Source organism: Pseudoalteromonas sp. Z9A4, from assembly GCF_011378845.1.
Taxonomy (GTDB): domain Bacteria; phylum Pseudomonadota; class Gammaproteobacteria; order Enterobacterales; family Alteromonadaceae; genus Pseudoalteromonas; species Pseudoalteromonas arctica.
Window position 1 is genome coordinate 198,576 of record NZ_WTLA01000001.1, and the last position, 12,834, is coordinate 211,409.

Here is a 12,834-nt window from a genome sequence, read left to right on the forward strand (position 1 = left end):
GATGAAAAAAGTAACCATAAATAGTGTAGCAAGCCATGCTGGGGTTTCTAAAAAAACCGTTTCGCGTGTTTTAAATAATGAGCCTAATGTAAGTGCCGCTACCCGAGAAAAGGTACTCGCGGTATTTAAAGAACTTGATTACACACCTAATCCTATTGCGCGTGGCCTTGCACAAAATCGTAGCTTTATTATTGGTTGTCTTTACGATAATCCCAGTAAAAGTTACATCACTCGGGTGCAAACGGGCGCTTTAGAAGCATGCAAAGAAAATAACTATAACTTATTGATACACCCTTGTGAGTTTCGTGGTGAAGCCCTTATTAATAATATTGAGCAATTACTACAGACTTCTCGATTAGATGGCATTGTATTAACACCTCCTTTTGGTGATTTTGCTGAACTCGTTTCTTTTTTAAAATCTAAAAAAATTCCTTACGCAAGAGTTGCATCGGCTTTACTTCAAGATGACTCAATTTCTGTGCGTAGCAACGATGAGCAAGGCGCATTTGAAATTACCGAGCATTTAATTAGTCTTGGTCATAAATCAATTGCGTTTATTAAAGGTCACCCAGATCACAGTGCCACGCAACAGCGTTTTAAAGGCTACAGGCGTTCACTTGCAAGCCATGGGATAGAATTTGATGAGCGCTTAGTCGAGGAGGGTAACTTTAGCTATCACTCAGGCGTCGACAGTGCACGCAGTATTTTAGATTTATCACCTAGGCCAACCGCTGTATTTGCATCAAATGATTACATGGCGGCAGCGGTGTTAAAATTAGCTACCCAGCGCCAACTTAAAGTACCTGATGATATCTCTATTGCGGGCTTTGATAACGCACCTATTGCGCGTCATATTTGGCCTGGTTTAACGACTATTGCACAGCCCGTTGAGGAAATGACAAAACAAGCCGTAACACAGCTTATATCTCATATAGCTCAGCCTCAAGAACAACCATATCAGGTAACGCTTGAATCGCGCTTAATTACACGTGAGTCTACCTCTGCGATAAAATAGTGAGTTAAAAACACTTTCACAGTAGCCCGAATATGAGTGACGCTTATTCGGGCTTTTTTTTGCTCTAAACTTGCTAAAATATACTTTGTGCCTAAAAATCAAATAGGTCATTATTCGGTCATGTTAAAATATTAAACTATTTTTGTTACCCGGGGTTGACACCGGTGTCATTGCTATGCGTTAATACAGTGACACCGGTGTCAGGGTTGTTGTGAGAGGCTCCCTGGTAGCGTACCTTTGAACGGGTAAATCAAAGATGCTCAGTACAGTTATTTACGTGGAGTCTGTAGTTGCTACTGAGCCTTTATCCTCTAACTAATAGAGATGAGTTAAATTATGTTACATCCTCGTATTCAAGAAGTTACCCAGCGCGTTATCGAACGCAGTAAAAATACCCGTCAAGATTATTTACAACGTATTTCGCACGCAAAAAAACAAACAAGAGTTCGTGCCGGTTTAGGTTGCGGAAATATAGCCCATGTTATGGCTGCTTGTAGCAGTGATGACAAAGCGCGCTTAAAGGCTGATGAGCAGCCAAATCTTGCTATTATCAACTCATATAACGATATGCTTTCGGCTCATGTGCCATACAAAGATTACCCAGATTTAATTAAAGACATTGCTACAAAATTCGATGCTACAGCACAAGTCGCTGGTGGCGTTCCTGCAATGTGTGATGGTGTTACGCAAGGGCGTGACGGCATGGAACTTTCGCTTTTCTCTCGTGATGTAATTGCTATGTCTACGGCAATTTCTCTTTCGCACGATGTGTTTGATGGCGTTTTTTGTTTAGGTGTTTGTGACAAAATAGTCCCGGGTTTATTAATTGGTGCATTGTCGTTTGGTCATTTACCTGTGTTCTTTTTACCAGCAGGTCCAATGCAATCAGGTATTCCTAATAAAGAAAAAGCACGTATTCGTCAAAAATTTGCACAAGGTCTAGTAAGTCGCGAAGACTTATTAGAGGCTGAAAGCGCGTCTTACCACAGCGCAGGTACTTGTACGTTCTACGGTACTGCAAACTCAAACCAAATGTTAATGGAAATAATGGGCTTACACCTTCCAGGTAGTTCGTTTATTAATCCTTACACTGAGCTTCGCGATGGTCTTACAGGTAATGCTGTAGAAACTATGCTTAAGCAGCTTACAGATGATAAAGAAAGCCCGTGTTTGGCCGATGTGATCAGCGAAAAAACGATTATAAACGGTTTAGTAGGCCTGCTTTCTACAGGTGGTTCTACTAACCATGCAATTCATATTGTTGCGATAGCAAAAGCTGCCGGCATTCAGGTTACGTGGAAAGATATGTCTGATTTATCAGAAGTTGTACCACTACTTACACGTATTTACCCTAACGGCTCTGCAGATGTAAACCACTTCCAAGCAGCTGGCGGTATGGGTTTCTTAATGCGAGAGCTAGCAAGCGCTGGTTTCCTTCATACTGATGTTAAAACTATGCTTGGTGATGGTCTTGCTCCGTATATGACTGAGCCTCGTCTTGATAAAGACGATAGCCTGATCATGAGCAACTCAACCGGCCCAACTAAAGTTAAATGGGTAGATTGCCCAGCAAATTCACACGATGAAGAAGTACTTCGCCCAGTGAGTAACCCTTTTAGTAAGCAAGGTGGTCTGCAACTTCTAACGGGTAACTTAGGTAAAGCTGTTATTAAAGTGTCAGCTGTTGCTATTGAACATCAGGTTGTTACTGCTCCTGCAAAAGTGTTTAGCTCACAAAGTGCTCTGCAAGATGCATACACGCGTGGCGAATTAAACCAAGACTTTATTGCCGTGCTAAAAGAGCAAGGTCCTAAAGCGAAAGGTATGCCAGAGCTACATAAATTAACGCCAGTAATGGCAACGCTTCAAGATGAAGGCTTTAAAGTAGCCATTGTTACTGACGGTCGTATGTCGGGTGCATCAGGTAAAGTACCAGCTGCTATTCACTTAGCACCAGAGGCAGTAGAAGGCGGCATTATTGCTAAAATCCGAGAAGGTGATTTAGTGACACTTGATGCGCCAAACGGAATATTAAAAGTACACGTTAGCGACGAAGAACTTGCTAAACGTGAAGCAGAACTTAGCCAACCAAGTGCCACATTTGGTACAGGCAGAGAATTATTTACTGGATTTAGAAATATCGTAAGCAGTGCCGATTTAGGCGCGAGTGCTTTTGGACTTGAATAAATATTAGCCATACTGGGTAATGAGGAACAAGTAATGAGTATTGAAAAAATCTTAGCATCGGCACCCGTGGTGCCAGTGGTTGTAATCGAAAAATTAGAAGATGCAGCACCACTTGCAAGAGCGTTATATAACGGTGGCTTAAAAGCCTTAGAAATAACACTACGTACACCTATTGCTGCAGAAGCTGTAAAGCTGATGAAAGCAGAAGTACCTGAAGCCTATGTAGGTACTGGTACGGTAGTAGATAAAGCAAGTTTTGATCTTTCGGTTGCCGCTGGTGCAGATTTTATGGTGAGCCCAGGCGTGAGCGATGAGCTTATTGCTTTGGCTAAAACATCAGATATACCATTTTTACCAGGCGCTGCAACTGCAAGTGAAGTTATGCAACTTGCGTCGCACGGTTTTAAGTATTTAAAATTCTTCCCAGCAGAAGCTGCAGGTGGAACGGCTATGCTCAAATCAATCGGTGGCCCATTACCACACATTACTTTTTGCCCAACTGGCGGCATTAGCTTAGCAACCGCACCTAATTATTTAGCGCTTAATAACGTTATATGTGTTGGTGGTACGTGGATGCTAGATAAACAACTAATTGAAAATAAAGACTGGCAAGCAATTGAAGCGCTTGCTCGCCAAGCAAGTGAACTTAAATAGGAGTCTAAAATGATTAATGTAGCAATTAACGGTTACGGCCGTATCGGTAGAAATGTTTTACGTGCACTTTATGAGTCAGCTCAAAACAGCGAAATTAAAATTGTAGCAATTAACGATTTAGCACCTGCTAACGTTAATGCACATTTAACGCAGTATGACTCAGTTCATGGTCAATTTTCTAAAAAAGTAACACTTGAAAATAACACGATGCTAATTGACGATGACGTAATTACGTTAACGCAAGAGCGTGACCCTGCAAATTTACCGTGGAAAGCACTAAACGTAGATATCGTTTTAGAATGTACTGGTTTTTTCACTAAACGCGAAGATGCAGCTAAACATATTACTGCAGGCGCTAAAAAAGTAATCGTTTCTGCTCCAGGTAAAGATATGGATGCAACAGTGGTTCATGGTGTAAATAGCGATGTAATTAACGCTGATAGCCACATCATCTCAAATGCTTCTTGTACTACTAACTGTTTAGCACCGCTTGCAAAAGCAATTAACGACACAGTAGGTATTGAAAAAGGTAGCATGACTACTATTCATTCTTATACGAATGATCAAAATTTATCTGACGTATACCACCCAGATCTATACCGTGCTCGTAGTGCAACTCAATCTATGATCCCAACTAAAACAGGTGCTGCGGCAGCTGTTGGTTTAGTATTACCAGAACTTGCTGGTAAATTAGACGGTATGTCGGTACGTGTACCAACAATCAACGTATCTTTAGTTGATTTTACGTTTATTACTAAGCGCGATACGACTGCAGAAGAAATCAATGCAATCATGAAAGAAGCGTCAACGGGTTCAATGAAAGATATTTTACAATATAATGAGCTTCCGCTTGTTTCTATCGACTTTAACCATAACCCTGCGTCATCTATCTTTGATGCAACGCAAACTAAAGCCGATGGCAATCTAGTAAAAGTAATGGCTTGGTACGACAACGAATGGGGTTTCTCAAACCGCATGTTAGACCAAGTTAAAGCATTAGGTGCATTTTTATAAGCCCTAGTGTTGTAAAGTTTTAGCTTTATCCAACCAAGCCACGCATTGCGTGGCTTTTTTGTGTTTGGCTTATCTGTATATTTGCAACTCAGACTATGGAGGGAACTATTTATATTTTTTATATCCTAGATTTTGTTAATATTGGCGCATGGAAATCTCGTTATATTTAAACGACGCAAGGAATAATAACAATGATAAAAGCTTTATCACGAAAGATATTTCGCACAAATCATCTACAAATAGGTGAGGGCAACATAAGCGGCTACATAGCCTGCTTTTTAGCAATACTAAGTTGCTTGGGCGTACTAGCGTTTCATTTTCCTGAATACTTAACCACACCAGAGCTGAGAAAAAGTTACAGCGTCGATTTTTTACGCCAACTTATGTTCGCATCATTATTGGTCTCGGGTAGTTTAGGGTTACTTAACTTTGTACGTAATACCAATAAGCGTTTAGGGGCTACAGCGTGGTTTTTTATTATTCTGGCAATTATGTTTGGTGGACCAAACGTTGAGGTAAACGAGTTTGCAAGCGACACGCCTTACATAGGGCTTGATTGGTTTATTTTAGATTTGCTCGGCTCAACGCTTATATTTATCGTGATTGAAAAGCTACTACCACATCGTAAAGATCAAAAAATATTACGTAGCGAATGGCGGGGTGATTTAAACCACTTTTTTGTAAATCATTTAATTATTGGTTTTGTATTACTCGTTACTAACCACTTTGTGCATTATGGCTTTGGCTGGGCTGTATCATCGACTATTCAAGGTTATATAGAGCAAACACCATTTGTAGTGCAGTTGTTTTTAATAATACTCGTGGCTGATTTAATGCAGTATTGGGTGCATCGTGCTTATCACGAAGTCCCTTTATTATGGCGCTTTCATGGCGTACATCACAGTGCTAAAGAAATGGATTGGTTAGCGGGCTCTCGCCAACATATTCTTGAAATACTCGTAACGCGCAGTTTAGTGCTCACGCCAATATTTGTACTTGGGTTTTCACAGCAAATAATTAGTTTGTACGTAATAATTGTTGGTTTACAGGCGGTGTTTAACCATGCAAATGTGCGCGTTAGGTTTGGCTGGCTAAAATATTTTATGGTTACACCGCAGTTTCATCATTGGCATCATGCGTCAGATAAAGCCGCGATTGACCGCAACTACGCTGCGCACTTTTCGTTTTTAGACTACGCGTTTGGTACTGCTGTTAAAGGTCAAAAGGAGTGGCCAGAAGCATACGGTGTAGTCGGGGATTACATGCCGATAGGTATGCTTAAACAACAAGTTTATCCGTTTAAGCGCACTAAATAAATTCGAATGATCGAATAAATACACAATATAAACTAAAAGGGAGCAACGCGTTATACGCTGCTCCCTTTTGCAATTTATTTAATTAATACTGAATTATATATTTAGCTCTTCTAATAACTCAGTAAATTTAGGCCTTTGATTTAATACAGGTTGCATAGCGCGTTTTGCCATATCGGACATTTCACCAAATAGCTCATTTTGCCTATCATCGCCGGTAACCGTGCCTAATAAGTCTTCAATTAAACAGCCCAAGGCTCTTACTTCTATAAGCTCTAACTGCTTTTGTTGATACTCACTGAGCATTGTTAAATTAGTTGCCGCACCAAAATCACCAAACAAAACATCATGGTCTTGGTTAATCATAGTATTGTGCGCATAAATGTCACCATGGCTCACTTTATTAGTATGCAAGTGGTGCAGTGTGCTTGCCATTTGTTTTGCAATTTTTAAAATAGCCTGAGTTGAGTAATGGCAATCATCATTAAAGGTATCACGCGTGCAGGTTTCGAGGCTTGGAGGCAGGCCTAAATTAGCGAAGCTCTTATCTATTAGCTCCATTACCAAGCCCAGCTGATCACTTTGTTCAATATAAGCAAGTACCTTAATTAAACTAGCGTGGTCGCCTGCTTGTAAACAGCAATTTACTTCATCAAGCGGGTAGCCGTCGCTGGTAATTGCACCTTTAAATAATTTAATTGCTACAGAGTTATCAGCCGATTTTGCTAAATGAATAACGCCTGATGCACCTTGACCAATAACATGCCTAAGAGTGTAATCGTTAAGCGGTTTGTTCTCTAAGCTACACTTTGTAAGGCACTGTGCTTTATTAAAATCGTTACCGGCAAACGCAAGCCAAGCAAGTTTGGGCAGTTCAAACAGCCTGTCATCTACGTGTGTTAAGTTATTAGCAGAGAGCCTAACAAGCTCAAGGTTTTTACACTGCGCCATGCTACTTGGCAGCTGCTTAATTTGATTGCCCGCAAGCGCTAACTTTTTAAGCTGTGTAAATTGGCCAAAACTTTGAGGCAGCTCAGTAATATTGTTATCGGTTAGTATGAGCCATTCAATATTTTTTGGTAAACAATAATCACTAAACTCAGTTATTTTACAGCCTTTAAATGCAGCCATTATCAGAGCAGGGCATTTAGCTAAAACTGCAGGAATATGCTTAAACTGATTAAACGATAAAAACACTCGCTTAAGGCGTGTTAAACAGGCAAATTCATCAGGTAGTGTTGATAAGTTATTATTTGATAAATCGAGCACTTCAAGCGTATCAGCTAAGCTAAAAATTTCTTCAGGAAATGTGGTTAGCTCTTCTACTAATTGCAGGTGAGTAGCACCAACAAGCTTGCCACTTTTAAGCTCTTTAAGGGAGTTCATATATTTATACCACGTTCTAAAAATGAAAAAGCCAACATAGCTGTTGGCTTAAAGTCGTTCTAACTTACTAAATTACTCTTTAGAATTGCGCGTTATGGTAAACGTTTTGTACGTCGTCGCAATCTTCTAACATTGCTAAAAAGCGTTCCATAACTTCAACGTCTTCGCCTTCAATCGGCGTTTCAATTTGTGGCACAAAGCTAATTAGGTCTTCGTCAAATTCAGTCACGCCCATTTCTTCAAGCGCTGTACGTGTGTTGTTGTACTCTGTGTGAGGAGCAAAAACAGTGACTTTACCGTCATCTACTTCTACGTCAGTTACATCAACATCAGCCATCATTAATGCTTCAAGTACTGTTTCGTCGTCATCACCGTCAAATACAAAAATAGCAAGGTGATCAAATAAATGTGAAACAGAGTTTTGAGCGCCAATTTTAGCATTTGCTTTAGTAAAACAAACACGTACATCAGCAAAGGTACGCTTGTTGTTGTCTGTTAAACAATCAACAATAATCATACAGTTACCTGGGCCGTAACCTTCGTAACGTGTTGCTGAGTAGTCTTCACCGCCGCCGCCTTTTGCTTTGTCTATTGCGCGGTCAATAACGTGTGCTGGCACTTGGTCTTTTTTAGCGCGCTCAATTAAACGACGTAATGATAAGTTACCATCTGGGTCTACACCGCCGTTTTTAGCACAAATATAAATTTCTTTGCCGTACTTAGAATAAACTTTAGTTTTAGCACCCGCAGTCTTAGCCATTGAATCTTTTTTGTTTTGGTAAGCTCTTCCCATCTGCGTTTCGCCTTAATATATGTAAATAATAGAATAAAATTATAGTGCGTATTCTAAAGGTAAATGCATTCAAGGGCTAGTAAGTATTAAGGCAGATTAAAACTGTCGTGTTTAAAATCTATCTAAATTGCATTTTATTGAGGCGTTTTGGCGCTGACTTAAAGAGGGGTCTCAGAGCAAATTTAACTCAATAAAAAGGCAACTCATTTAATGAGTTGCCTAAAGGGTAATAAAATTAAACGAGGCTAATTAAAGCCCCATGTTACTTACCAAATACGCACACGTTCATCTTCAGGAAGGTAGAGCGCATCGCCTGGTTTTACATCAAACGCTTTGTACCATGCATCGTGGTTACGTGGCGCTTGTGCTCTAAAGCGACCTGGTGCATGTGTGCCACCACGAAGTTGGTTAAGCATGCTTTGTTCAGTACGTTTTTCTTTCCATACTTGTGCCCACGCAAGGAAGAAACGTTGATCGCCAGTCACGCCGTCTATTAAAGGCGCTTCTTTACCATTTAAACTTAGCTTGTACGCGTGATAAGCCATCGACAAACCACCCACATCACCAATATTTTCGCCAAGGCTATTTCGACCATTAACAAAATTACCTTCAATTGGCTCGTATTTACTGTACTGCGCAGCCAGTTGATCGGCTTTTTTGTCAAATGCAGCGCGGTCAGCATCAGTCCACCAATTACGTTGCACACCGTTTTCGTCAGATTTTGAACCTTGATCGTCAAATCCATGACCCATTTCGTGACCAATTACAGCGCCAATACCGCCATAGTTTACAGCCGGATCGGCATTTGGATCGAAAAATGGCGGTTGTAATATCGCAGCCGGAAATACAATTTCATTAAACGAGCTATTGTAGTAAGCGTTTACGCGTTGTGGCGTCATGCCCCAGCGATTTCGGTCTGTTTTTTGTAGCTCTTTTTCAACACTTTCTGCGTGGAAAAACTCACGCATGTTTTTCACATTACCAATTAAATCGTTTTTAGTAATGCTTAAACCGTCATAAGACTGCCATACATCGGGGTAACCAATTTTTGGTACAAATGCAGCCAGTTTAGCGCGCGCATTTACTTTAGTTGCATCGCCCATCCACTCTAGGTTATCAATACGTTCACCAAGGGCTGTACGAAGGTTTTCAACTAGCTCTGACATTTGTTGTTTTGATGACTCAGGGAAGTAACGCGCTACGTATATTTTACCAATAGCAAAACCAAGCGAACTTGTGCCCGACATTTCACTTATTGCACGTTTCCATCGAGGACGAGGTTCTTGTTGTCCGTTTAATTCTTTACCAAAAAAAGCAAAATTAGTATTAAATACGTCTTCTGATAGTAAACCTGCGTTACCGCTAATAGCGTGATACGTTAGGTAGTCTTTCCATACTGCAATATCTTCTTGATTGATTAGCTCAATCATCGCTTTTATTGGTTCAGGCTGAGATACATTTAACTGAGGTACTTTATAACCTGTTTGCGCAAAATATAAATCCCAGTTAAAACCAGGATAAGCAGTGCTTAAATCGGCACGTTCAACTTGGTTTAGGGTTAAATCGCGATTACGGCGCTTTTCGCGAGGCCAGTGACCTTGTGCAATTTTGGTTTCAAGATCAAGAATAGCTTGAGCGCGCTCAGTTGCATTTTCAGTGCCTGCAAACTCAAGCATGTCAGCAATGTGAGCAACATAAGCTGTACGGGTTTTTACAAAGCGCTCAGCGTCTTCAAGGTAGTAAGAGCGATCTGGTAGGCCTAACCCACCCGCACCTAGTGACATTTCATATTTGTTAGGGTCTAGGCGATTAAACCACATGCCGCCGCCCAAAGGGGCTTTATTACCGGTTAACCAAGACTTACCAAACATTTCAGCTAAATCGTCAGTTGACGCTATATCACTAATTTCACTTAACAATGGCTTAATAGGCGCTACACCGAGTTTATTAAGTGTTTCGGTATCCATATACGCATTGTAAAAATCAGCGACTAGTTTTTCTTCGGCGTTTAAATCTTTACGTGCGGCTATTTCTTCAATAATAGCTTTAACATCGCCTTCGCTGCGCTCAGCTAATCCTGAAAATGCACCGTAGCGGGTTTTATCTGCAGGCATTACGTAGTTGTCATACCACGTGCCACTGGCATACATAAAAAAGTCATCGCCTGGTTTCACGGCTTCGTTACGGGCTGTTAGGTCAACACCAAAACTACCTAACTCTGCTTTTTCTGTTACTGCTGCAGTGGCTACTTTAGGTTGTTGCTCGTCTGTTTTTGTTGTTTGCGGCTCTGAACAACCGGTAATAAATGTGGCAGCTAATGCTGCGGCAATTAAACTCTTTTTCATTACTTACTCCTGAGTATCACTGATTGAATTAAAGCAGCAGTGAATCATTTTTATTGTTACGAATATTTAACTTATCGATTGTTATTGATATTAATCAGACAAACAAACCTTTTGAGGTGAATCACCACAGTGCTCGATAAAACTAATATAGAGGAAAAGAGAAAGGCTAATAGGTGCTATAAAAGCTTTATTTAGCTCGAATACTTGAAAGTATCCGAGCTAAGAGGGGTTACACACTATTTATTTTTTATGCTGAAGCTCCCACATACGGGCATATTCTCCGGCGAGTGTAAGTAACTCATCGTGCTTACCTTGCTCAATAATTTGTCCGGCTTTGAGCACAATAATGGTGTTTGCATCGGTAATAGTGGATAACCGATGAGCAATAACAATACTCGTATGGTTACTGGCAACTTCACGCATTGCTGCGAGTATTGCTTGCTCAGAATGAGAATCGAGGGCTGAAGTTGCTTCATCAAAAATTAAAATAGGGGATTTTTTCAAAATGGCGCGCGCAATAGCAATACGCTGTTTTTCGCCGCCGGATACTTTTAAACCGCGCTCGCCAACCAGCGTTTTATCGCCTTTATCAAGTGTCGCTATAAAGTCTTTTAAATGCGCCATAGCAATGGCTTCGTCAATTTCTGCATCGCTTGCTGATGGTCTACCGTAAGCGATATTTTCACGAATCGTGGTGTTAAACAACACGGTATCTTGCGGGACTATTGCAATGGCTTTTCGTAAACTATTAAGTGTTACTGAGTTTATAGCTTGATTATCAATACTAATTTCACCAGCGCTTACATCATAAAAACGATAAAGCAGTCGCGCTAATGAACTTTTACCTGCACCACTGGCACCAACAATGGCTACTTTGCTGCCAGCTTTAACACTAAAGCTAAGGTTATTAAGGATCGGGCGGTGCGCATCGTAACTAAAACTTACATTGTTAAATGTTATTTCACCTTGGCTAATATTGAGCTCTTTAGCATTAAGTGCATCGGTTATTTGTGGTTTTTTGTTAAGTAGCCCAAGCATGTTTTCAAGGTCGGTTAGGGCGCGTCTTATTTCGCGGTACACAAAACCTAAAAAGTTAAGTGGTAAAAACAATTGAATCATATACGCGTTAATCATCACAAGTTCACCAATAGAGAGTGTACCTGCAACTACCTCGGTTGAGCCCAACCACATTAAAGCGGTAATAGCACAAGCGATAATAAGTGCTTGGCCTGAGTTGAGGGCGAGCAGCGACATTCTATTTTTTAAACGGGCTTTTTCCCAGTTTGCTAAAAAGGTGTCGTACGTTTTTGCTTCAAACTGCTCATTATTAAAATATTTTACAGTTTCATAATTAAGTAGGCTGTCTATGGCGCGGGTATTACTTTGATTGTCGGCAGCATTTGCTTCTCTAATAAAGCGGTTTCTCCACTGAGTAACCACCACAGTAAAGGTAATATAAATAGCAACTGCCAATAATGTAATAAGCGCAAACCAAACAGAAAACAACGTGCCAAAAATAATCGCAACGGTAAGTATTTCAAACAAAGTAGGCACAATGTTAAACATTAAAAAGCGCATTAAAAAACTTAACCCGCTAGTACCGCGTTCTATATCGCGGCTAATACCGCCAGTTTGCCTGTCTAAATGAAAAGCCAGCTCAAGTGAGTGCAAATGCTTAAATACCTTTAAACCAATATCACGCATAGCGTGCTCGGTTACGCGCGAAAATACAGCATCTCTTATTTCACCTAAAAATACGCTAGCAAAACGCAGTGCACCGTACATCAATAACAATAAAGCGGGAATAACTAACAGTGGGTTAATCGACTTATCTACCGAGTCTATAATTTCTTTAAGCGCCCAAGGCATTAAAAGCGTGGCACCTTTTGCGCCTATAAGCGCCATAAGTGCAATGAAAACACGGCCTTTAAATTTTGTAAGGTAGGGCCACAGTGTTTTTACACTTTGGCGTAAATTCATGGCGTCTGGTCGTTTTTCACTGCTTTGTCTGGGCCGCATTCAGTATCTCAGAGTTGGTATATGGGTAAATAAACTAACTTATAAGCTAACAAGCTCAGTAAATTGAAATAAGGAAAGATACTAGTTTAATTTTAAGCATTAAAATGC

At 40.5% G+C, this 12,834-nt stretch carries 9 protein-coding genes; 5 read left to right on the plus strand and 4 right to left on the minus strand.

The annotated features are described in order from the left end of the window. Window position 1 precedes the first annotated feature (1 nt). The 5 genes from GQR54_RS00860 to GQR54_RS00880 all read left to right on the plus strand — a co-directional run bounded on the left by GQR54_RS00860 (window position 2) and on the right by GQR54_RS00880 (window position 6,186). Window positions 2-1,015 carry a LacI family DNA-binding transcriptional regulator gene (locus GQR54_RS00860; protein WP_165740595.1) on the plus strand — a complete coding sequence of 338 codons (1,014 nt, stop codon included), beginning with the start codon at window positions 2-4 and terminating at the stop codon, window positions 1,013-1,015. A gap of 336 nt (window positions 1,016-1,351) precedes the next feature. Then, window positions 1,352-3,202, plus strand: coding sequence for a phosphogluconate dehydratase (gene edd, locus GQR54_RS00865; RefSeq protein ID WP_166376260.1), 1,851 nt, complete (start codon window positions 1,352-1,354; stop codon window positions 3,200-3,202). A gap of 33 nt (window positions 3,203-3,235) precedes the next feature. Next, window positions 3,236-3,856, plus strand: a complete 621-nt coding sequence (gene eda / locus GQR54_RS00870; protein WP_002959756.1) for a bifunctional 4-hydroxy-2-oxoglutarate aldolase/2-dehydro-3-deoxy-phosphogluconate aldolase — start codon at window positions 3,236-3,238, stop codon at window positions 3,854-3,856. A 9-nt stretch (window positions 3,857-3,865) separates the two neighbouring features. Beyond that, entirely contained in the window at window positions 3,866-4,870 is a 1,005-nt protein-coding gene (gene gap, locus GQR54_RS00875) for a type I glyceraldehyde-3-phosphate dehydrogenase (RefSeq protein WP_165727417.1), read from the plus strand. 191 nt (window positions 4,871-5,061) lie between these two features. Next, a complete protein-coding gene (locus tag GQR54_RS00880; RefSeq protein ID WP_166376261.1) occupies window positions 5,062-6,186 on the plus strand; it encodes a sterol desaturase family protein in 1,125 nt (374 codons plus the stop codon). Window positions 6,187-6,279: 93 nt separating this feature from the next. Here GQR54_RS00880 and GQR54_RS00885 read toward each other — a convergent pair whose 3' ends face one another. The 4 genes from GQR54_RS00885 to GQR54_RS00900 all read right to left on the minus strand — a co-directional run bounded on the left by GQR54_RS00885 (window position 6,280) and on the right by GQR54_RS00900 (window position 12,726). Next, the gene (locus tag GQR54_RS00885; protein ID WP_166376262.1) at window positions 6,280-7,569 is read right to left on the minus strand and encodes a leucine-rich repeat-containing protein kinase family protein; all 1,290 of its coding nucleotides are present in this window, start codon (window positions 7,567-7,569) and stop codon (window positions 6,280-6,282) included. A 79-nt stretch (window positions 7,570-7,648) separates the two neighbouring features. After that, window positions 7,649-8,362 carry a YebC/PmpR family DNA-binding transcriptional regulator gene (locus GQR54_RS00890; RefSeq protein ID WP_024592923.1) on the minus strand — a complete coding sequence of 238 codons (714 nt, stop codon included), beginning with the start codon at window positions 8,360-8,362 and terminating at the stop codon, window positions 7,649-7,651. Between the two features lie 266 nt (window positions 8,363-8,628). Beyond that, a complete protein-coding gene (locus tag GQR54_RS00895; RefSeq protein ID WP_166376263.1) occupies window positions 8,629-10,707 on the minus strand; it encodes a M13 family metallopeptidase in 2,079 nt (692 codons plus the stop codon). A 240-nt stretch (window positions 10,708-10,947) separates the two neighbouring features. Next, a complete protein-coding gene (locus GQR54_RS00900; protein ID WP_166376264.1) occupies window positions 10,948-12,726 on the minus strand; it encodes an ABC transporter ATP-binding protein/permease in 1,779 nt (592 codons plus the stop codon). Window positions 12,727-12,834 lie beyond the last annotated feature (108 nt).

Bases quoted from the DNA above. Each gene is read 5' to 3' on its own strand.
- GQR54_RS00860 (WP_165740595.1), top strand. From the start codon at position 2: ATGAAAAAAGTAACCATAAATAGTGTAGCAAGCCATGCTGGGGTTTCT.
- edd (WP_166376260.1), top strand. From the start codon at position 1,352: ATGTTACATCCTCGTATTCAAGAAGTTACCCAGCGCGTTATCGAACGC.
- eda (WP_002959756.1), top strand. From the start codon at position 3,236: ATGAGTATTGAAAAAATCTTAGCATCGGCACCCGTGGTGCCAGTGGTT.
- gap (WP_165727417.1), top strand. From the start codon at position 3,866: ATGATTAATGTAGCAATTAACGGTTACGGCCGTATCGGTAGAAATGTT.
- GQR54_RS00880 (WP_166376261.1), top strand. From the start codon at position 5,062: ATGATAAAAGCTTTATCACGAAAGATATTTCGCACAAATCATCTACAA.
- GQR54_RS00885 (WP_166376262.1), bottom strand. From the start codon at position 7,569: ATGAACTCCCTTAAAGAGCTTAAAAGTGGCAAGCTTGTTGGTGCTACT.
- GQR54_RS00890 (WP_024592923.1), bottom strand. From the start codon at position 8,362: ATGGGAAGAGCTTACCAAAACAAAAAAGATTCAATGGCTAAGACTGCG.
- GQR54_RS00895 (WP_166376263.1), bottom strand. From the start codon at position 10,707: ATGAAAAAGAGTTTAATTGCCGCAGCATTAGCTGCCACATTTATTACC.
- GQR54_RS00900 (WP_166376264.1), bottom strand. From the start codon at position 12,726: ATGCGGCCCAGACAAAGCAGTGAAAAACGACCAGACGCCATGAATTTA.